This is a genomic window from Neisseria basseii (assembly GCF_962707005.1).
Classification (GTDB): Bacteria; Pseudomonadota; Gammaproteobacteria; order Burkholderiales; family Neisseriaceae; genus Neisseria; species Neisseria bergeri.
In genome coordinates, this window is sequence record NZ_CAUIXH010000014.1 from 12,435 (window position 1) to 32,913 (window position 20,479).

Annotated in this window: 24 protein-coding genes and 3 tRNA genes; 11 read left to right on the plus strand and 16 right to left on the minus strand. The window is 53.1% G+C overall.

The genetic code is table 11. The features are described 5' to 3' along the window. The first annotated feature begins 10 nt into the window (after positions 1-10). Positions 11-799 (plus strand): thiazole synthase, encoded by a 789-nt coding sequence (locus tag Q9I99_RS07930; protein ID WP_301668269.1) that lies wholly within the window; start codon positions 11-13, stop codon positions 797-799. A gap of 472 nt (positions 800-1,271) precedes the next feature. Here Q9I99_RS07930 and Q9I99_RS07935 read toward each other — a convergent pair whose 3' ends face one another. The 6 genes from Q9I99_RS07935 to Q9I99_RS07960 form a co-directional block, all read right to left on the minus strand. After that, positions 1,272-2,096 (minus strand): SPOR domain-containing protein, encoded by an 825-nt coding sequence (locus tag Q9I99_RS07935; protein WP_301668258.1) that lies wholly within the window; start codon positions 2,094-2,096, stop codon positions 1,272-1,274. Between the two features lie 112 nt (positions 2,097-2,208). Beyond that, positions 2,209-3,987 (minus strand): bifunctional biotin--[acetyl-CoA-carboxylase] ligase/type III pantothenate kinase, encoded by a 1,779-nt coding sequence (locus tag Q9I99_RS07940; RefSeq protein WP_301668257.1) that lies wholly within the window; start codon positions 3,985-3,987, stop codon positions 2,209-2,211. Next, positions 3,984-4,490 carry a D-glycero-beta-D-manno-heptose 1-phosphate adenylyltransferase gene (rfaE2, locus tag Q9I99_RS07945; RefSeq protein WP_301668256.1) on the minus strand — a complete coding sequence of 169 codons (507 nt, stop codon included), beginning with the start codon at positions 4,488-4,490 and terminating at the stop codon, positions 3,984-3,986. Before rfaE2 ends, Q9I99_RS07940 begins: the two co-directional genes overlap by 4 nt. 215 nt (positions 4,491-4,705) lie before the next feature. Further along, positions 4,706-4,781: transfer RNA gene (locus tag Q9I99_RS07950), tRNA-His, on the minus strand. A gap of 27 nt (positions 4,782-4,808) precedes the next feature. Beyond that, positions 4,809-4,885, minus strand: a tRNA-Arg gene (locus tag Q9I99_RS07955). 24 nt (positions 4,886-4,909) lie between these two features. Further along, positions 4,910-4,987 (minus strand) — tRNA-Pro (locus Q9I99_RS07960). Between the two features lie 222 nt (positions 4,988-5,209). Here Q9I99_RS07960 and folD point away from each other — a divergent pair. Further along, positions 5,210-6,064, plus strand: coding sequence for a bifunctional methylenetetrahydrofolate dehydrogenase/methenyltetrahydrofolate cyclohydrolase FolD (folD, locus tag Q9I99_RS07965; RefSeq protein ID WP_301668255.1), 855 nt, complete (start codon positions 5,210-5,212; stop codon positions 6,062-6,064). A gap of 61 nt (positions 6,065-6,125) precedes the next feature. Here folD and Q9I99_RS07970 read toward each other — a convergent pair whose 3' ends face one another. Then, positions 6,126-6,707 carry an RDD family protein gene (locus Q9I99_RS07970; RefSeq protein ID WP_301668254.1) on the minus strand — a complete coding sequence of 194 codons (582 nt, stop codon included), beginning with the start codon at positions 6,705-6,707 and terminating at the stop codon, positions 6,126-6,128. Between the two features lie 176 nt (positions 6,708-6,883). Here Q9I99_RS07970 and asd point away from each other — a divergent pair, with 176 nt between their 5' ends. Then, complete coding sequence (asd, locus tag Q9I99_RS07975) at positions 6,884-7,999, plus strand: aspartate-semialdehyde dehydrogenase (protein ID WP_301668253.1); 1,116 nt, start codon at positions 6,884-6,886, stop codon at positions 7,997-7,999. 92 nt (positions 8,000-8,091) lie between these two features. Here the strand turns inward: asd and Q9I99_RS07980 are convergent, their stop codons facing one another. The 8 genes from Q9I99_RS07980 to obgE all read right to left on the minus strand — a co-directional run bounded on the left by Q9I99_RS07980 (position 8,092) and on the right by obgE (position 14,441). Further along, a complete protein-coding gene (locus Q9I99_RS07980) occupies positions 8,092-8,622 on the minus strand; it encodes an alpha/beta hydrolase (RefSeq protein WP_301668252.1) in 531 nt (176 codons plus the stop codon). 10 nt (positions 8,623-8,632) lie between these two features. Next, entirely contained in the window at positions 8,633-8,977 is a 345-nt protein-coding gene (locus tag Q9I99_RS07985) for a hypothetical protein (RefSeq protein WP_301668251.1), read from the minus strand. After that, the gene (locus Q9I99_RS07990) at positions 8,964-9,743 is read right to left on the minus strand and encodes an exodeoxyribonuclease III (RefSeq protein ID WP_301668250.1); all 780 of its coding nucleotides are present in this window, start codon (positions 9,741-9,743) and stop codon (positions 8,964-8,966) included. The genes Q9I99_RS07985 and Q9I99_RS07990 overlap by 14 nt, the downstream gene beginning before the upstream one ends. A gap of 170 nt (positions 9,744-9,913) precedes the next feature. Next, positions 9,914-11,335 (minus strand): cysteine--tRNA ligase, encoded by a 1,422-nt coding sequence (cysS, locus tag Q9I99_RS07995; RefSeq protein WP_301668249.1) that lies wholly within the window; start codon positions 11,333-11,335, stop codon positions 9,914-9,916. A gap of 24 nt (positions 11,336-11,359) precedes the next feature. Further along, positions 11,360-12,142 (minus strand): MvaI/BcnI family restriction endonuclease, encoded by a 783-nt coding sequence (locus tag Q9I99_RS08000; protein ID WP_002234402.1) that lies wholly within the window; start codon positions 12,140-12,142, stop codon positions 11,360-11,362. Beyond that, the gene (locus Q9I99_RS08005) at positions 12,139-12,891 is read right to left on the minus strand and encodes a DNA-methyltransferase (RefSeq protein WP_226876310.1); all 753 of its coding nucleotides are present in this window, start codon (positions 12,889-12,891) and stop codon (positions 12,139-12,141) included. The genes Q9I99_RS08000 and Q9I99_RS08005 overlap by 4 nt, the downstream gene beginning before the upstream one ends. A gap of 73 nt (positions 12,892-12,964) precedes the next feature. Further along, entirely contained in the window at positions 12,965-13,216 is a 252-nt protein-coding gene (locus Q9I99_RS08010; protein ID WP_301668248.1) for a hypothetical protein, read from the minus strand. Positions 13,217-13,286: 70 nt separating this feature from the next. Next, the gene (gene obgE, locus Q9I99_RS08015) at positions 13,287-14,441 is read right to left on the minus strand and encodes a GTPase ObgE (protein WP_301668247.1); all 1,155 of its coding nucleotides are present in this window, start codon (positions 14,439-14,441) and stop codon (positions 13,287-13,289) included. 276 nt (positions 14,442-14,717) lie between these two features. Here obgE and Q9I99_RS08020 point away from each other — a divergent pair, with 276 nt between their 5' ends. Beyond that, positions 14,718-15,248: a cytochrome b gene (locus Q9I99_RS08020; RefSeq protein WP_301668246.1), complete on the plus strand. Its 531-nt coding sequence runs from the start codon at positions 14,718-14,720 to the stop codon at positions 15,246-15,248. 34 nt (positions 15,249-15,282) lie between these two features. Here Q9I99_RS08020 and rsmI read toward each other — a convergent pair whose 3' ends face one another. Continuing rightward, entirely contained in the window at positions 15,283-16,158 is an 876-nt protein-coding gene (gene rsmI / locus Q9I99_RS08025) for a 16S rRNA (cytidine(1402)-2'-O)-methyltransferase (RefSeq protein WP_301668245.1), read from the minus strand. A 46-nt stretch (positions 16,159-16,204) separates the two neighbouring features. Here rsmI and Q9I99_RS08030 point away from each other — a divergent pair, with 46 nt between their 5' ends. The 7 genes from Q9I99_RS08030 (at position 16,205) to Q9I99_RS08060 (ending at position 20,333) form a co-directional block, all read left to right on the plus strand. Beyond that, positions 16,205-16,552: a YraN family protein gene (locus Q9I99_RS08030; RefSeq protein ID WP_301668244.1), complete on the plus strand. Its 348-nt coding sequence runs from the start codon at positions 16,205-16,207 to the stop codon at positions 16,550-16,552. A gap of 4 nt (positions 16,553-16,556) precedes the next feature. Beyond that, complete coding sequence (locus Q9I99_RS08035) at positions 16,557-17,150, plus strand: phosphoheptose isomerase (protein WP_301668243.1); 594 nt, start codon at positions 16,557-16,559, stop codon at positions 17,148-17,150. A gap of 63 nt (positions 17,151-17,213) precedes the next feature. Beyond that, positions 17,214-17,822 carry a BON domain-containing protein gene (locus Q9I99_RS08040; RefSeq protein ID WP_301668242.1) on the plus strand — a complete coding sequence of 203 codons (609 nt, stop codon included), beginning with the start codon at positions 17,214-17,216 and terminating at the stop codon, positions 17,820-17,822. Between the two features lie 5 nt (positions 17,823-17,827). Further along, entirely contained in the window at positions 17,828-18,448 is a 621-nt protein-coding gene (locus Q9I99_RS08045; RefSeq protein WP_301668241.1) for a hypothetical protein, read from the plus strand. Between the two features lie 39 nt (positions 18,449-18,487). Beyond that, on the plus strand, positions 18,488-19,267 hold the full coding sequence (gene map, locus Q9I99_RS08050; RefSeq protein ID WP_002218216.1) for a type I methionyl aminopeptidase: 780 nt from the start codon (positions 18,488-18,490) through the stop codon (positions 19,265-19,267). 154 nt (positions 19,268-19,421) lie between these two features. Further along, complete coding sequence (locus Q9I99_RS08055) at positions 19,422-19,721, plus strand: helix-turn-helix domain-containing protein (RefSeq protein ID WP_107819570.1); 300 nt, start codon at positions 19,422-19,424, stop codon at positions 19,719-19,721. 237 nt (positions 19,722-19,958) lie between these two features. After that, positions 19,959-20,333, plus strand: coding sequence for an ACP-like domain-containing protein (locus tag Q9I99_RS08060; RefSeq protein WP_002225721.1), 375 nt, complete (start codon positions 19,959-19,961; stop codon positions 20,331-20,333). The last annotated feature ends 146 nt before the right edge of the window (positions 20,334-20,479 follow it).

Sequence of the window (20,479 nt, forward strand, 5' to 3'; positions counted from 1 at the left end):
AGGAATTTTTATGCTCACCCTATACGGAGAAACTTTCCCCTCGCGGCTGCTGCTCGGTACGGCTGCCTACCCGACCCCCGAAATCCTCAAACAATCCATCCAAACCGCCCAGCCTGCGATGATTACCGTCTCGCTGCGCCGCGCGGGAAGCGGTGGGGAGGCACACGGTCAGGGGTTTTGGTCGCTATTGGAAGAAAGCGGTATCCCGATGCTGCCGAACACAGCAGGCTGCCAAAGCGTGCAGGAAGCGGTTACGACGGCGCAGATGGCGCGCGAAGTGTTTGAAACCGATTGGATTAAGCTCGAACTCATCGGCGACGACGACACCTTGCAGCCGGATGTGTTCCAACTTGTCGAAGCGGCGGAAATCCTGATTAAAGACGGCTTCAAAGTGCTGCCTTATTGCACCGAAGACCTGATTGCCTGCCGCCGCCTGCTCGACGCAGGCTGTCAGGCGTTGATGCCGTGGGCGGCCCCGATCGGCACGGGTTTGGGCGCGGTTCACGCCTACGCGTTGAACGTCCTGCGCGAACGCCTGCCCGACACGCCGCTGATTATCGACGCGGGCTTAGGTTTGCCCTCACAGGCGGCACAAGTGATGGAATGGGGCTTTGACGGCGTGCTTTTGAACACCGCCGTTTCCCGCAGCGGCGATCCGGTCAATATGGCGCGCGCTTTTGCACTCGCCGTCGAATCCGGACGACTGGCATTTGAAGCCGAACCGGTCGAGGCTCGCACCAAAGCGCAAGCCAGTACGCCGACAGTCGGACAACCGTTTTGGCATTCGGCGGAATATTGAATTGAAAAGAGCAGCGAAATGCCGTCTGAAATGTGTTCAGACGGCATTTGTGTTTTCAGGATACCGATAAACCAAACCCTGTTTGCGGCTCACTTGCGGTAAAGGCATACGATAAGTAAACCTTGATATCCCAGCGTGAACCTTTATCAGGAAACGGGTGCATAAAATATATTGGACATCGTGTGCGCACCCTTTACAAAATATTTAATCTCTTTATTTTCATAATATTACAAAAAATATGTGTTTATTTTTGATTTTTTATTGATAATTATTATTATTAGCGTATAATTAAAACTACTCGGAAGTCGTCAATTCCGAACCATTAAACACTGTATTCCCTCATCATTCACTTTCACACTTGGAGTCGGCATATACGAGACATACATTCCCTTTTTATATATCAGATACTCAAAACCGAAATGCCAAACCCACCTTCGCGGTGGGTTTGGCATTTATTGTCCGGCTTTCGCGCCTATTTGCAAGACTTGAGGTTCAGTTTGCCGTATGGGGACGTGATTTTACGGATTTCGTCCGCATCGGCGGCATTCACGCCGGTAAACAAAACCGTCATACGCGACACGCTCAAAGAATCGTCCTGCCGGCCGGTTTCCGCCGCGCGTTCGACAATATACGCCCCGCCGAATCCTGCGCCGGCAAGCCGGTTTTGCAGGGCTTGGGCGTTTTCCCGGCTGTTGCCGACACCCAAACTCAATGCGCCGTCAAACGGTATGGGGTTGAAACCTTTGGCAGACAGCTCCGCCGCCTGTTCTTCGGCATTGCCGGAAACGGGCAGGACGACGCGGTAGGTTTTGTCGGCAGGTTTGGCTTTGGCGGTACGTTTTTCAACGCTCCTGCTGGCAACGTGCGACCATTTGCCCAAAAGCCCTTTGATGCGGTGGTAGTCGTCTTCGTCCATCGTGAGGCTTGCCTGCGCGGCGCATAAGGCATCCGCCGTACTGTTTTCACGTTCCGCCTGCGCCTTTTCGGCGGCGAGTTTTTCGCGGCGGGCTTTTTCTTCACGCTGTTTTTTCTCCCTCAGTTTTTTCTGTTCCGCTTCTTTTTTCAAGCGCAACTGCTCGTCCTGCTCTTCGGTCAGGATGTCGCCCGGTTTGAGCAGTGCCGCCGTATCCTCCACGGATGCCGCCGCATTGCCGACGGCGGGCGTTGCGGGGGGCGTGTTTTCGACGGCCCGGTTTTCCGGCACGCCGCCCGTCGCTTTAACGGCCAATTTATAACCCACCGTGCCGCCGAATACGGCAATATTGAGTACCACCAAAAGAGTGAAGAGCCATTTCATTAGAATTTCCTCAATGTTTGAAACCCCGCCCGCCCGGGCGGCAGTCTGTCGGGCGGCAGAATCCGGACGGATTCGGACGGATGCCGCCCCGTGTTGAAAAAAGGCATATTTTTTAAGCGTGTTCCGATTCCCCGCCTTCGGCGGCAATCAGGTTCAGCAGCCCGTGGATGACGAGGTTGTCCGCCACGCGCACGGTATTTTCCGCCGAAAATGCAGGCGGCATAGCTTCTGCGACTTTTGCCGCGCCGCCGCCGGTAATGATGACATCGACAGGCTTGTCCGCGCCGTTTTTTTCTTTCAGACGGCAGTGCATCATCATAACCGAACCGCAAACCGCGTCCATCATACCGCTTGCGATGGCGTTGCTTGTGGTGGTCGGGAAAGGGTAACGCTTGCCGGCGGGGCGGTTGAGGTTGGCGGTTCGGACGGCGAGCGATTCTTTCATCAGGTGGAAGCCGGGCATGATGGTTCCGCCGAGATAATGTCCGTCATCGGTAAGCGCGTCAACCGTTACCGCCGTGCCGCAACTGACGACGACGCAGGCGTTGCGGCTGAAGCGGCGGCTGCCCAAGGCGTTGAACCAGCGGTCGGAACCGTGTTCTTCGGGGTGGCGGTAATGGTTGCGTATGCCCAAAGCCTGTGCGGAAGACGGCAGCCACTCGATTTTTCGGGCGAGCTGTTCCCGCACTTGTGCCTTTTTGAATTCTCCGCACACGGCGCAACCGACGATGCGGACATTTCCATCAGCCTTTTCCGCCCACTCCGCGCCCAAAGGCGACAAATCGCGGTACGGCGCGCTGCCGACGGTTGCGAACGTGCCGTTTTCCACCCACGCCCACTTGAGCCGACTGTTGCCGCCATCCAACAGCAGAAAACGTTCCGAATCCCGCCGCTTCGGCACGGGAACCGGCCTGTCGTCGGGCCGCAGGCTGATTTCACCGCTGACGACCGTCTGTTCGCCCTCTGCCGTTTCCAAGTGCAGAACGCCTTGTCCGTCCACACCTTTAACCGTGCCTTCGCACACGGTTTCGCCGTCGCGCAACAGCAATACCGCCTTGCCGTGGTCGCGGTTGGCAGCCTGATATTCCGCCACAAAAGGCGCAAATCCATCCCGCGCATATTGCACCAACACCGCGTCCAGTTCCGCCAACAACGTTTCCAGCAGCACGGCGGCATCGGCATTGCCCCGCCGCGATGCCGTCTGAAACAACGATTGCACCGACGCGGCGTTTTCCACTTCCTTGGGCAGCACGAAATTGATGCCGATACCGACGACGGCAACCGTTTTGCCGCCCGCCCTGACCGTTTCAATCAGAATGCCGCCCAATTTGTCCCGCCCGACGACCAAATCGTTTGGCCACTTGATTTGCGTTTCCAAACCCAAACGCCCCAAAGCACGCCGACACGCCACTGCCGCAGCAGGCGACAGCGAACCCAATTCATACTGCGGCCGGTCAAACACCCAGCCGAAACTGAACATCAGACACTCGCCCAAACGGTGCGACCACTTCCTCCCCTGCCGCCCCCTGCCCTTGCTTTGCAGGTGGGCTACGCATACGGTTTTATGCGCCTTGTCCGGCGCAATCCGCACCAATTCCAGTATCTCGTCATTGCTGGACGCGCACTCGTGTTTCAATGCCGTCTGAAAACCCGACCTTTCCCCCAACGCGCGCAAACCTTCGGCATCGAAAACCGCCAAAGGGCGCACCAGCCGCCAATAGCCGTCATGTTGGCGCAACAGCCCCCGTATATGCGCCGGCATCTGCTGCCAAAAACCGTTGAGCTGCTGCGGCTTCATGTCCGCCACACGCGCCAGTTGCGAGACGTGTTGCGGCAAACCGTCGGCAAGCTCCGCCAACACCCGCCAGTGCGAAGGCTTCAAAACCGTCATTTTCCGCCCTCTGCCGCACGGATTTTTGCCAAAGTCTTCGTCGTCGAAGTCTGGTGCAGAAACGGAATTGAAAACACCTGACCGCCGCGCGCCAGCGTTTCTGCCGCACCGACAATCTTATCCACGGCCCAATCTCCGCCCTTGACCAAAATCTCAGGTTTGACCGTCTCAATCAACGCCGCCGGCGTATCCTCGTCAAACCAAGTAACCAAATCCACACTTTCCAACGCGGCGGCAACGGCGGCACGGTTCTCCAAAGGATTAATCGGGCGGTCGCCGCCCTTGCCCAAACGCCGCACCGAAGCATCGGTATTCAACGCCAGTACCAACGCCGCCCCTGCCGAACGCGCCTGCGCCAGATAAGTAACATGACCGCGATGAAGGATGTCGAAACAGCCGTTGGTAAACACCAGCGGGCGCGGCAACAACGCCAAACGCGCCGCCAACGCCTCGGGCGGACAGATTTTCGATTCAAAATCAGGAACAGACCAATGGCCAACCATCAAAGCCTCCGACAGAAACCATAAAAGACAGAAAACCTACATGATACAGAAGCATATACGAAAGGCAAAGCTGAAGGCGCACATGCCCCATCTAAAATACCCTTTCCCCACAGGGAAAACAGCTTCAGACGGCATATCCGCCGCACCAATATGACTGATGCAAATAATGAGCACAAATAGAAAAAGACCTGTACCAAAAAGTACAGGTCTTTATCTGGGGTGGCTGATGGGGCTCGAACCCACGACAACCGGAATCACAATCCGGGGCTCTACCAACTGAGCTACAGCCACCATAAAAACGGTTTTCAATCAAATTCTTGGCACGCCCGACAGGAATCGAACCTGTAACCCCCGACTTAGAAGGTCGGTGCTCTATCCGGTTGAGCTACGGGCGCTCATGCCGATTCGTGCTGATTGATTGGTCGGGGCGGTGGGATTCGAACTCACGACCCTCTGCTCCCAAAGCAGATGCGCTAACCGGGCTGCGCTACGCCCCGACTTGAAGAAGCGAACTATACAGTTCAGGGAAAGATGCGTCAACATTTATTTTCAAAACACCAAGATGAAAAATATAGTTTTTTGATTTGAAAAAATATTTAATCCGTCCAAACAGCCGTATTTTATTTCAGGACAAATTTATTTTCGGCATCCTGCTGTAAAAATATACGGAAAATGCGATAATTTTCAGCATTTTCTACCTGTTTAACAAAAGGACGGATATGTCGGCACAACTGATCAACGGTAAAGAAGTTTCGCAAAAACGCCTGCAGGCGGTTGCCGAAGCGGTGGCGCAACGCCAACAGAACAATCTGCACACGCCTTGCCTGGCCGTGGTTTTGGTCGAAGGCGACCCTGCCAGCGCGGTTTATGTCCGCAACAAGAAAACCGCCTGCCAAAAATGTGGCATCAAATCACTGTCTTACGAGCTGCCCGAATCAACATCGCAGGAAGAACTGCTGGCACTGGTCGACCGCCTGAACGCCGATTCCGAAGTGGACGGTATTCTGGTTCAGCTTCCACTGCCGAAGCACCTCGACAGCCAGGCGGTTTTGGAACGTATTTCGCCGGATAAGGACGTGGACGGCTTCCATCCTTACAATGTGGGCAGGCTGGCGGTCAAAATGCCGCTGATGCGCCCGTGTACGCCTAAGGGCGTGATGACGCTTTTGGAGGCTTACGGCATTGATCCGAAGGGGAAAAAAGCGGTCGTGGTCGGCGCGTCGAATATTGTCGGCCGCCCGCAGGCTTTGGAACTGCTGCTGGCGCGCGCAACGGTAACAATCTGCCACAGTGCAACCGAAAATCTTGCCGATGAAGTTGCCGGGGCCGATATTTTGGTGGTCGGCGTGGGCATTCCGAACTTTGTCAAAGGCGGGTGGATCAAACCCGGCGCGGTGGTGATCGATGTGGGCATCAACCGTTTGGACGACGGCAGCCTGTGCGGCGACGTGGAATTTGAAACGGCAAAAGAACGGGCGGCAATGATTACGCCCGTTCCCGGCGGCGTGGGTCCGATGACGATTGCCACATTGATGGAAAACACTTTGCACGCGGCTTCGCTGCACGATGCTTGAGCGGTTCTGAAGATAAAAATGCCGTCTGAAAGGCTTTCAGACGGCATTTTGCCGCGTCCGTTTATTTGGGCAGCTTGACGACAACCGTATCCGCCAGTATGTCGTAAAGCGTGCGGCGGTCGCGTTTGACCATAAAGAGCAGGACAAAGTTGGCAAGGAATGCCAGCAGATTGATGGCGTTTTCCCCGTTGTCACCTACTGCAAGACCGATAACGGCGGCAATAATGGCAACCAAAACCGACCACGCGATTTCACGTACCAAAACCGTACCGACAAAACCGGGATTGCGGCCGTCGGTTTTCAACACGCGGATTCTCATGATTTTCTTACCCAATGACTGCCCGTCCCGACTCATATAGTAGATTTGAACGACGGTATAAACCAAAATGCCCGCCAGTCCGACCCAAAAGGAAGTCATACCCAAAAGCAGCCCGAATATTTCTTCGCTGCTGACAATCCTGCCTTCATTCTTGATGGCGAAGACAATCAGACCGGCAAACGGCACCAGCAGAATCAAAAAGGTAAACAATTGGTTCAGCAGCGCGGCAAGTATCCGGTCGCCTGCGCCGGCAATTCCGACTTCAATTTCCTGCCCGTTGCGGTTGTCGGATACCGCGTCGGTGTAATCGTTTTTTTCTTCCATATCCGTTCCTGATAATCGTTCTTAAACAGATGGCATTCTACCGCCCTGCTGCTGCAAACGCCAATCCCAAAAAGAAAATTCGATAAAGAACTTTACATTTTCCCAATACGGCGTTAAAACGCTTCCTTTACGCCATACATAATTTTATTAACGATTTTTCCTCAAGGAGCAACACAATGAAAGTAGGTTTCGTCGGCTGGCGCGGTATGGTCGGTTCGGTTTTGATGCAGCGTATGAAAGAAGAAAACGACTTCGCCCACATTCCCGAAGCGTTTTTCTTTACCACTTCCAACGTCGGCGGCGCGGCACCCGATTTCGGTCAGGCGGCTAAAACGTTATTGGACGCGAACAACGTTGCCGAGCTGGCAAAAATGGACATCATCGTCACCTGCCAAGGCGGCGATTACACCAAATCCGTGTTCCAAGCCCTGCGCGACAGCGGCTGGAACGGCTACTGGATTGACGCGGCTTCTTCCCTGCGTATGAAAGACGACGCGATTATCGTCCTCGACCCCGTCAACCGCAACGTCATCGACAACGGTTTGAAAAACGGCGTGAAAAACTACATCGGCGGCAACTGCACCGTTTCCCTGATGCTGATGGCTTTGGGTGGCCTGTTCCAAAACGATTTGGTCGAATGGGCGACCAGCATGACCTATCAAGCCGCTTCCGGCGCGGGTGCGAAAAACATGCGCGAACTCATCAGCGGCATGGGCGCGATTCACGCCCAAGTGGCGGACGAGCTTGCCGATCCTTCCAGCGCGATTCTCGACATCGACCGCAAAGTGTCCGATTTCCTGCGCAGCGAAGACTATCCGAAAGCCAACTTCGGCGTACCGCTCGCCGGCAGCCTGATTCCGTGGATTGACGTGGATTTGGGCAACGGCCAGTCCAAAGAAGAATGGAAGGGCGGCGTGGAAACCAACAAAATCCTCGGCCGCAGCGACAATCCGACCGTAATCGACGGCTTGTGCGTGCGCATCGGCTCTATGCGCTGCCACAGCCAAGCCATTACCCTGAAGCTGAAAAAAGACCTGCCTGTTTCTGAAATCGAAGCCATCTTGGCAGGCGCGAACGACTGGGTGAAAGTCATCCCCAACGAAAAAGAAGCCAGCATCCACGAGCTGACGCCTGCCAAAGTTACCGGCACGCTGTCTGTTCCCGTCGGCCGTATCCGCAAACTGGAGATGGGCGGCGAATATATCAGCGCGTTCACTGTCGGCGACCAACTTTTGTGGGGCGCGGCCGAACCGTTGCGCCGCGTGTTGCGCATCGTGTTGGGCAGCCTGTAAGCCCTGTTTGAATGGAAATGCCGTCTGAAACCTGTTTCAGACGGCATTTTCCTTGCAACCCCAATTGGACGAAATCCCGATAAGGCAAGCGTTCACGCCAGCAACATTTCCTGCATCAGCTTCATACCCCACTGCCAGCCGCCGAGCATACCGTTCAAACTGCCCGAATGCGGGGAAACCAACAGGCGCGCGTTCCACAAATCTGCCTGTTTTTGCGCCCAACCGTGCGGCACGCCGCCGTGTTCGGCAACCACCAATGCGGCACGGCAGGGACAGCGGACGCGTTGGAAAGTGTGTTCCGCATCGTCGGGAAAAACATCGGGACGCGGCGATACGAGAATGATACCGGCAAGTTTCTTCTGCGTCAGGATGTCGGCGCGATACAGCCACGCCAAAAATGCAGCCGCACCCGCTCCGTGTGCGACAATGGCGACGTGTTTGCCGCGTATGCGTTCAAATGCCGTCTGAAGCCCTGCCTGCCATTCCCCTATGCTTTGACCGGCCGATGCTTCGGACATCTGCACGACGGGATAACTGACCGCCCAACGGTCTATCCACATCTGATCCTCTCCGGCATCGCGTATCAGCCAAAGCGTCAAATCTTCGAGTTCAAAACCCTGCATACCGCCCCGCCTATTTCAGCAGGTCCCGGAGGGTAAAGGCGATGAGCAGCGAAGCGGGTACGCTCAATATGGCGCAGACGGTCAGGCAGACAAAAATATTCACCACCCGCCGCCAGCCTTTCCAACCCAAACATTTGGACGCAATCAGCAGGCAGGGCAGGCAGATCAGCAGCCATACCAACGCCCATATCGGGTTTGCCTTGGTCGGCGCAAGCCAGCCCTGCATCCGCGCCAGCATAAATATCGCCCACACCAACATGGGCAGGATAAACGCAGCGACAACCCATGCCGCGCCTATTCCCGTGTTTCCGTCCACATTCCAATCATATTTACCCAAAACTTTATTCGGCAGCATAGTCATACTCCACGACCAGCGGCGCATGGTCGGAAAATTTTTCGTCTTTATAAACGTGTGCGGACACGGCTTTGGCGGCAAGTTCGGGCGTAACCATCTGATAATCGATGCGCCACCCGACATCTTTCGCATACGCCTGCCCGCGGTTGCTCCACCATGTATAACCCGGATTATCGGGATAGAGCGTACGCCACATATCCGTCCAGCCCAGCGTATGGATAACCTTGCCTATCCACTCGCGCTCTTCGGGCAGGAAGCCCGAATTTTTCTGATTGCCTTTCCAGTTTTTCAGGTCGATGTTTTGGTGGGCGATGTTCCAGTCGCCGCAAACGACAATGTCGCGTCCTTCGTTTTTCATCGCTTCGAGCATAGGGTAAAACGCATCGAGGAAACGGTATTTCACCTGCTGGCGTTCTTCCGCGCTGCTGCCGCTGGGCAAATAAAGCGAAATAACGCTCAACCTGCCGAAATCGCAACGCACAAACCGCCCTTCCCTGTCGAATTCTTCAATGCCCATACCGATTTGCACGTTGTCGGGTTTGCGTTTGCTGTACACCGCCACACCGCTGTAACCGCGCTTCTCGGCGCAATGCCAATGGCCGTGCATACCGTGCGGATTTTTCATATCGGCAGACAAATCTGCTTCCTGCGCTTTGAGTTCCTGCACGCAGACAATGTCCGCGCCCGATGCGGCGATGTATTCGTAAAATCCCTTTTTGTAAGCGGAGCGGATGCCGTTGACGTTGGCGGAAATGATTTTAAGCATAATAAAAATAAGTTCTCACAATGTTCCCATACACAAAGCGGCATCCGGTGCGCCGCCCGGCATTTCCCATTCGGCCCTGCCTGCTGAAAACGGCGGGGCTTCAAGCGGGAAATGCCGTCTGAAAACGGAAAAAGGGCAAAAGGCGGTACTTTTGCCCTTTCCGATACGGTTCAACCGCGCCGCCAAGTCGTGCCGCCGGCGTTGTCTTCCAGAATGATTTTGTGTTCGTTCAGAAGGTCGCGGATACGGTCGGACTCTGCCCAGTTTTTATCCGCGCGCGCCTGTTTGCGGCGGGTGATCAAGTCTTCGATTTCTTCGTTGGAGAGGCCGTCTGAAACCGCGCCGCCTTGCAGGAACTCGGTCGGATCGCGTTGCAACAGGCCGATAATGCCGCCCAAGGCTTTCAGGCAGCCGGCAAGGTGTGCATCATTGGTTTTGTTCACTTCGCCTGCCAGTTCAAACAACACGGCAACGGCTTCGACCGTACCGAAATCGTCGTTCATGGCGGCGTAGAAACGGCGGGTGTAGTCGTTGGCGTTTTCGGACAAATCAAACTCAGCCGCCGGCGTGTTTTTCAAGGTGGTGTACAGGCGTGTCAGTGCGCCTTTTGCGTCGTCCAGATGCGCGTCGGAGTAATTCAGCGGGCTGCGGTAGTGGGCGCGCAGGATGAAGAAGCGCACGACTTCGGGGTCGTATTGTTTCAACACTTCGCGGATGGTGAAGAAGTTGCCCAACGATTTGGACATTTTTTCGCCGTCCACGCGGATAAAGCCGTTGTGCAGCCAATATTTGACGTGGCTGGCGATGCTTTGCCCGTGGTGGGTTTGCGCGTGACGATGACCGCAGGTATGCCCCGTCGCGCCGACGCTTTGGGCAATTTCGTTTTCGTGGTGCGGAAACTGCAAATCCGCGCCGCCGCCGTGAATGTCGAACGTATCGCCGAACAGGTTTTCGCTCATCGCGGAACATTCGATGTGCCAACCCGGACGGCCGTTGCCCCAAGGGCTTTCCCACGCCGGCTCGTCTGCTTTCGCCGCTTTCCACAACACAAAATCCAGCGGATCGCGTTTAAAACCGTCCACTTCCACACGTTCGCCCGCGCGCAGGTCGTCCAACGATTTGCCCGACAATTGGCCGTAAGCCGAAAACTCGCGCACGGCATAGTAAACGTCGCCGTTGGCGGCAGGATATGCCTTGCCGTTTTGAATCAGGGTTTCAATCATCGCAATCATTTGCGGGATATTTTCCGTCGCTTTCGGCTCGATGTCGGGACGCAATACGCCCAGAGCATCGGCATCTTCGTGCATAGCCTGAATGAAACGCGCGGTCAGTTCGCCGATGGTTTCGCCGTTTTCAGCCGCGCGCGCGATGATTTTGTCGTCGATGTCGGTAATGTTGCGCACATAAGTGAGCGGATAACCGCACTCGCGCAGCCAACGGGCAATCATGTCGAACACAACCATCACGCGGGCATGGCCCAAGTGGCAATAGTCGTAAACGGTCATACCGCAAACGTACATACGCACGTTTTCAGGGTCGATGGGGGCGAAGGGTTCTTTTTGGCGGGTAAGGGTGTTGTAGATGGTGGTCATATAAATAATATTAGCTTAGGAAGTTTATAAAATGATGACTTCAGAATACAAAGAAGGAATTAAAGAAGGTTTTATTCTGAACTTTGTTCCATGGTTGTGGCCAGTCCGAGCATCAAAATCAACATAGACATGACCATCTTCGATAGCTTGAATAAACTTTTCTTTTGACAACTCTTTCAACATAAAAATGTCTTGATAATGAAAATACTCTTCCCCGTTTGCTCTTTTTCTTGCAGCTTGAATGTAAAAGCAATTATGCAACTTAGTACCAGCCTTATGAAATAAGTCATTAAAACCCCAGTAAGGTTGAGGAGATAACTCATTTAATCCTATTTTTTCATTTACATATTGTTTCCATAAAATATTTTCCTCTGTAATGAACTGTTGATTGAAAGAGACTTCAACCTTTTCTTCGTCTCTATTTACATGGACTTTAAAACCACGATTTGAATAATTTTTTGCATTAATCGTTTGTCTGAAACTTTTTTCTGTATTTGGGTATTTTTCCCCAGCATTTTTATGTGGCCAACCATAGTTAGGTAACAATAAATTAGGTACCAGTTTTAAGGAAGTGGGGGAAGGCTCCATATGAAATAATGTCAATAATGAGGAACTATCTTTTCTTTGCGCCTTAAGTTCCCATTCAGCAGCATTAGGTATAGGTAAATTATTTTCTTCAATACCTAATAAATCTTCTAAGGTATTTCCTACGGAACCATCATTACCAGGGCGAGCACTTTTTACCCAATTTAAATCTCTAATTTCTTTCAGAGCAGCAATCAAAGTCTCTTTAGTATAAATTTTCATAATAATTTTGGTTCCCTCAAAGTTTCATTTAGTCGTTCTTGAGCTAATGCAATGTATTCAGCTGAAATTTCAATCCCAATAAACTCACGATATAATTTTTTTGCAGCAATAGCTGTTGTGCCACTACCCATAAAAGGATCTAAAATGACTTTAGCATTTGTACTGCTAATTATTCTCTCTATCAGTGCTACAGGAAAAGGGGCAGGATGAGGATTTTTCATTTCTTGGGTAAATTCCCACACATCTCCATATTTATTAGCACCCGGGCAGAGGGAAAATTTCGGTTTACAAATCATATAGATTACTTCATATGTAGGAAGGAAATATCCTTTATTGAAATTAATTCCCCCTTTTCTACGCCAAATAATAATTTGTCTTACAGGAAAACCAGAGACAATATCATGTCTATCTTGTAATAATCCCCCCTGAACTCTCCATTTATGATTATAGAAAATAGCCCCATCATCTTTAAGTAGTCGATACATTTCAGACAGACAGTTTCGTTGCCACTCCACATATTCATGATGAGGCATACAATCATTATGGTCAGAATACCCATTAATTAAGCTAGCGTTTTTCCACTTTCCACCTCGACCATCTTTCATTCCATTTCCAGTAGAATTTTTTAAATTATAAGGCGGTGATGTAACAATCAGATCGATAGATCCCGAGGGTATTGATTTCATAATCTCTAAAGAATCACCTTTAAGAAACTTGTTACGAAATTCTGCCAGAGTGTCTTTTTCCAAATTTAAATTCTTCATTTCAAAATTATTAATATTTACAAGGTATTTAATTTAATCATGACATATTCAGTAATAACTAAATTTTTAGATGACCTTTAACCCTATCCAAAGGTTGCCTGACGTTTTTACTTCGACTGAAATAGGCCGGTTGTTTGACATGGCCTACTGTTCTTTGATTACCGGAAGGATGATATTCGATCAGATTGCCTTCGTTATCGACTACCGTGATTACGGCGTATTTCCGTTTTTCTGCCAGCCATGCCTGATACAAAATTTTAAGCATGGCTTGCTTTTTCGCCAATTCGGTACTTTGTTTATCAGAAATCATGCTCTTCCTTGCTTTTTATTCCTGTATTCGGACAGTCCTATATTATATTAAAAAAGCCGTCTGAAATTTTTTACTCCGGCTTAAACACGCCAGTATCCGTTTTAGGCTGCTGCTCGGCAATTCCGGCTTTTGCCGCCGCTTTCTCCGCTTCTGCTTTCTCCGCTTCCAAGCGTTTTTTCTCGGTCAGGTATTGGTTGATTTGGTGTACCAATTCCTGCGTGCCTTGGTGGGTCAGCGCGCTGATTTGGAACAGGCGCGGTGTTTCCATATCGAATTGGAAGCGGTCGTCTGGTTTCGGGTAGTCCCAGCCGATGGCTTTGAGGAAGGCGGCTGTTCGCGCCCGAGCTTCTTCTTCATCGAGCATGTCGAGTTTGTTCAGCACCAGCCAGCGCGGTTTGCCGTAAAGTTCTTCGTCGTATTTGCGCAATTCGTTGATGATGGCGAGGGCTTCTTCGGCGGGGTTGGCGGTTTCATCGAAGGGTGCCAAATCGACAACGTGCAGCAATAATCCTGTGCGTGATAAGTGTTTGAGGAAACGATGGCCGAGGCCTGCGCCTTCTGCCGCGCCTTCAATCAAGCCGGGGATGTCGGCCATGACAAAGCTGTGGTTTTCGTCGATGCGGACCACGCCCAAGTTCGGATGCAGGGTGGTGAAGGGGTAGTTGGCGATTTTAGGGCGTGCGGCAGAGACGGCGGTAATCAGGGTGGATTTACCGGCGTTGGGCATGCCTAACAAGCCAACATCGGCGAGGACTTTAAGCTCGAGTTGCAGGGAACGGGTTTCGCCTTCTTCGCCAGGCGTGGATTGTTTCGGGGCGCGGTTGACGGAGGATTTGAAGTGGATGTTGCCCAATCCGCCTTTACCGCCCTTGGCTAGGCAGACGCGCTGTCCGTGGTAGGTGAGATCGGCGACGATTTCATCGGTATCGAGGTCGCGGATGAGGGTGCCGACGGGCATTTTGAGGACGATGTCGTCCGCACCTGCGCCGTAACGGTCGGAACCGTGGCCTTTTTCGCCGTTTTTGGCTTGGTAGCGTTTGACGAAGCGGTATTCGACGAGGGTGTTGGTATTTTCGTCGGCTTCTGCCCAGACGCTGCCGCCTTTGCCGCCGTCGCCGCCGTCCGGGCCGCCGCGCGGTACGAATTTCTCGCGGCGGAAACTGGTTGCGCCATTACCGCCTTTGCCTGCGGCGACTTCGATTTTTGCTTCGTCGATGAATTTCATTCAATGCTCTTGTTTGTTGGTTTCAAATAAGGTTTCAGACGGCATAGCGTGTGTTTTGATGCCGTCTGAACAGAATTTCGGACGCTATTATAAGGGATAAGCGGTATTTCAATATACCGCGGAGAAACTATTTGTTCTGCCCATCTTAATGAATTTTTAAGCAAATCTTCACTCTGCAAACAAAACATGACCGACTTCTTTGGTACAATCGCGCCCTTTTGATATTCCAATCCGACGGAACATCTTCTCAACCCATTATATATAATAAGGATTTTTATGAATACAAACCAACCTGCCGTTTACGACCCGTTGACACGTGCGCTGCACTGGCTGACCGTTGCCGGTTTCATCGGCATTCTGACCACCATTGTCCTGTGGACGATTTACGAAGAGGCGGAATGGGCGGGCAGCCTGTTCGGCCTGCACAAATCTTTTGGTTTCCTCACGCTGACGGTGATTGCATTGCGCATCGTGTGGGCGGTTGCCAACCGCGCCAAGCGTCCGCAGAGCGACAGCAAGGTTGCGGCGGCAGGACACGGCATTCTGTATCTGCTCATGCTTGCTGTTCCCGTTATCGGCATGATCCGCCAATACGGCAGCGGCCGCGGCCCGTTGAAAGTGTTCGGCGTTGAAGTGATACAGGGTTCGCCGGAAAAAATCGAGTGGATGGCAAACTTGGGCAACACGTTCCACGGCAATTTGGGCTGGCTGCTGTTTGCCGCCGTCGCCGGACACGTCGCCATGGTCGTCGTCCACCGTGTTCAAGGCAAAGACGTGCTGTACCGCATGACGGGACGCGTACGCTGATTGCCTCCCTCTTACGATGCCGGCTTGTCCGGCACTATTTGTTTTTCCAAGACAGTGCCAGATCGTACAAAGCTTTTTTTCCCTCGCCCGTGATTTTGGCAGCAAGCTCGGCAGCCTGTTTGGTCGGCAGTTCGGCAGCAAGGATTTCCATCACATTTTGCGCGGACTCGGACAAGCCTTCGTGTTTTTCATCCTGCGCCGGATAAAGCACCAACACCATCTCGCCGCGCGATTGGTTGCCGTCCGCCGCCAATGCTGTCTGAATTTCCCCAACCGTGCCGCTTAAAAACGTTTCAAACGTTTTGGTGATTTCGCGCGCCAGTATTAATCGGCGTTCGGGGAACAATTCCACCATATCGGCAAGCGTCGCCCCGATGCGGTGCGGCGTTTCAAACATGACGATAGGAAACGCCGCCCGCACCCATTTGGCAAACAGTTTTCTACGTTCTCCCGATTTCGGCGGTACAAAACCGTTGAAATAAAAATCGGATTCCGCCACGCCAGCCACGCTCAAAGCCGCCATCACCGCGCTTGCGCCGACAACAGGGACAACTTTAAACCCAGCCTCGCGCACGCGGTCGGCAAGTTTCGCACCTGGGTCGCACACGGCCGGCGTACCCGCATCGGAAACCTGTGCCACAACCATGCCGTCTGAAAGATAGCCGACAATCTTGTCCGCCATCTGCCGTTCGTTGTGTTCGCGCACACTGACCAACCTGCCCTGAATGCCGTACGCGCTCAAAAGCTGCGCGGTAACGCGCGTATCTTCGGCACAGATGATGTCCGCCTTTTGCAATACCGCCAAAGCGCGCAGGGTAATGTCCGCCAAATTGCCGATGGGCGTGGCAACCACGTATAATGTCCCTCCGACGACGCTGTCGGAGGCTTTCTGCAAGTGTTTCTGAAACATAAAAAATGCCGTCTGAAAAACAGACATTATAAAGGTTAAACCGATTATGCGCTTAAACCACAAACAGGGTGCGGCAGGGGAAGATGCCGCGCTTGCCTTTCTCCAATCCCAAGGCTGCACGCTGCTTGCCCGCAACTGGCACTGCGCCTACGGCGAAATCGATTTAATCGTCAAAAACGGCGGCATGATTCTGTTTGTTGAAGTAAAATACCGCAAAAATCGGCAATTCGGCGGTGCCGCATACAGCATTTCGCCGTCCAAATTATTGAAACTGCAACGAAGTGTAGAGTATTATCTGCAACAGAACAGGTTGACAAACGTACCGTGCCGCCTCGATGTGGTACTTATCGAAGGAAGCCGCCCGCCCGAGTGGATAAAGAATATTACAGGTTGACGATATGACGACATTACAAGAACGCGTTGCCGCCCATTTTGCCGAAAGCATCCGCGCCAAGCAGGAAGCCGAAAAAGTATTGGTCGAGCCGACCGTACAAGCTGCCGAACTGATGCTGCAATGCCTGATGAACGACGGCAAAATCCTGGCCTGCGGAAACGGCGGTTCGGCTGCCGACGCGCAACACTTCGCCGCAGAAATGACCGGCCGTTTTGAAAAAGAGCGCATGGAATTGGCCGCCGTCGCGCTGACAACAGATACTTCCGCGCTGACAGCCATCGGCAACGACTACGGTTTCGACCACGTATTCAGCAAACAGATACGCGCCCTCGGACGCGCCGGCGACGTATTGGTCGGTATTTCCACCTCCGGCAATTCCGCCAACGTCATCGAAGCCATCAAAGCCGCACACGAACGCGATATGCACGTCATCGCCCTGACCGGCCGCGACGGCGGCAAAATCGCCGCGATGCTCAAAGACACCGACGTACTGCTCAACGTCCCCCATCCGCGCACCGCCCGCATTCAGGAAAACCACATTCTGCTGATACACGCCATGTGCGACTGTATCGACTCCGTACTGCTGGAAGGAATGTAACCCTTTTCAGACGGCATGGCGCAAAGCAATGCCGTCTGAAACGCCCAAGAAAGGAAGCCCCCGATGAAACTCAAACCGCACACCGTCCGCATCCTGACCGCCGCCATTTTCAGCCTTGCCCTTAGCGGCTGCGTCAGCGCAGTAATCGGAAGCGCTGCCGTCGGCGCGAAATCCGCTGTCGACCGCCGCACCACCGGCGCGCAAACCGACGACAACGTTATGGCGTTGCGTATCGAAACCACCGCCCGTTCCTACCTGCGCCAAAACAACCAAACCAAAGGCTACACGCCCCAAATCTCCGTCGTCGGCTACAACCGCCACCTGCTGCTGCTCGGACAAGTCGCCACCGAAGGCGAAAAACAGTTCGTCGGTCAGATTGCGCGTGCCGAACAGGCAGCCGAAGGCGTGTACAACTACATTACCGTCGCCTCCCTGCCGCGCACCGTCGGCGACATCGCCGGCGACACTTGGAACACGTCCAAAGTCCGTGCCACGCTGCTGGGCATCAGCCCCGCCACACAGGCGCGCGTCAAAATCGTTACCTACGGCAACGTAACCTACATCATGGGCATCCTTACCCCCGAAGAACAGGCTCTGGTTACCCAAAAAGTCAGCACCACCGTCGGCGTACAAAAAGTCATCACCCTCTACCAAAACTACGTCCAACGCTGATACCCATGCCGTCTGAACCGGCCTTCAGACGGCATTGTCCGACACCAAGCACAAGCAAAATGACAAAAAAACCGAACAAACCCTTCAGGCTGACCCCCAAACTCCTGATACACGCCGTATTGCTCATCTGTATCACCGCCATCGGCGCATTGGCAGTAGGCATCGTCAGCACATTCAACCCGAACGGCGACAAAACTCCCCAAACCGAACCGCAACACACCGACAGCCCCCGCGAAACCGAATTCTGGCTGCCAAACGGCGCAGTCGGACAAGGCGCAACCCGTCCCGAACCGGCTCCGTCCGAACCCGAAAGTGCGGACGGCGAAAACGAAAGCGGCGGCAAACCACCCCTTCCCGCCCCTGCCAAAAAAACCCGTTCCAAACCGCGCCCTTCGGATGCGGCCCGGGCAGCTGATTCGTTAACCGGCACTGGAACACAAGCTGAAAACACACTCAAAGAAACCCCCGTACTGCCCACAAACGTCCCCCGTCCCGAACCCCGAAAAGAAACACCCGAAAAACAGGCGCAGCCCAAAGAAACACCCAAAGAAAACCATACCAAACCGGACACCCCGAAAAACACGCCGGCCAAACCCCATAAAGAGATTCTCGACAACCTCTTCTGACCCGGCACGGCAGGCACACCCGCAATCCAAGGAAGCATTATGAACGGCATCATCATCAAAACCCCCGAAGAAATCGAAAAAATGCGCGAGCTGGGCAAACTCGTCGCCGAAGCCCTCGACTACATCGGACAATTCGTCAAACCCGGTGTAACCACCGACGAAATCGACAAACTCGTTTACGACTACCACGTCAACGTCCAAGGCGGCTACCCCGCCCCCCTCCACTACGGCAACCCGCCCTACCCCAAATCCTGCTGTACCTCCGTCAACCACGTCATCTGCCACGGCATTCCCGACGACAAGCCGCTCAAAGAAGGCGACATCATCAACATCGACCTGACCATCAAAAAAGACGGTTTCCACGGCGACTCCAGCCGTATGTTTACCGTCGGCAAAGTCTCCCCCATCGCCCAACGCCTGATCGACGTAACCCACGCCTCTATGATGGCGGGCATCGAAGCCGTCAAACCCGGCGCGACGCTGGGCGACGTAGGCTACGCCTGCCAACAGGTTGCCGAAAACGCCGGCTATTCCGTCGTACAGGAATTTTGCGGACACGGCATCGGACGCGGTTTCCACGAAGCCCCGCAAGTGTTGCACTACGGAAAAAAAGGACAGGGCCCCGTTCTAAAACCGGGTATGATTTTCACCGTCGAACCGATGATCAACCAAGGCAAACGCCACCTGCGTATCCTCAACGACGGCTGGACGGTCGTAACCAAAGACCGCTCCCTCTCCGCCCAATGGGAACACGAAGTTTTGGTTACCGAAACCGGCTACGAAATCCTCACCGTCAGCCCCGCCTCCGGCAAACCCTGAAGCCGAACGTATCCACCCCATAAAAACAAACAATGCCGTCTGAAAGAAACGGCAGATATAATGTACAATATAAAAACAAGCTTGACCCGGCACATTACAAAAACAAAACAAATCGGGATTTGCCCCGCAACCAGACAAACTTAAAGGAAGTTTTATGAAAATATTTGAAAATATAGAAGATGTTAAAGCCATCCGCAAAAAGACCGGGCTGAACCAGATAGACTTCTGGGGCAAGGTCGGCGTTACCCAGTCCGGAGGCTCGCGCTACGAAACCGGCCGCAAAATGCCCAAACCCGTACGCGAACTGCTCCGCCTCGTCCATATCGAATGCCTCGATTTGGCAAAAGTCAACAAAAAAGATATGGAAATCGCCGCCCTGTTGAAAAAACACCATCCCGACCTGTATGCCGAGTTGTCCAAACAGACCAAGGCCGAAAGAAAAAAACAAGGTTAAACCGCAACCTCCGGATGTCCGGAGGTTTTTCATTTCCGAAAAACGCAAACAATGCCGTCTGAAACACCGGACAGGCTGCCGTACCCCGCCTGCCGCCCCTGCCTCAAACCGCCGAACCGCCCGAACCTGCCTTTTTACAAACTTTATCCAATTTCCTGTTTATTTCAGGATACGCCGACATTAGAATGTCAAATAGCCCGAGACGGGCAAACTCCACATCTATCAAAAGGAATAAAAATGAAACTTCTGACCACCGCAATCCTGTCTTCCGCAATCGCGCTCAGCAGTATGGCTGCCGCCGCCGGTACGGACAACCCCACCGTTGCCAAAAAAACCGTCAGCTACGTCTGCCAGCAAGGTAAAAAAGTCAAAGTAACCTACGGCTTCAACAAACAGGGTCTGACCACATACGCTTCCGCCGTCATCAACGGCAAACGCGTGCAAATGCCTGTCAATTTGGACAAATCCGACAATGTGGAAACATTCTACGGCAAAGAAGGCGGTTATGTTTTGGGTACCGGCGTGATGGATGGCAAATCCTACCGCAAACAGCCCATTATGATTACCGCACCTGACAACCAAATCGTCTTCAAAGACTGTTCCCCACGTTAATCAGGCAACAAAAAACAGCGTTTTCAGAAATGAAAACGCTGTTTTTTTGACCCTCTCCCCATTACTCGCAAAGGGGAAAACGATTACCTGCCCCGTGTATCAAAACCTGCCCCGCCGGATGAAGGGCACAACCGGCAGGGGCGGCA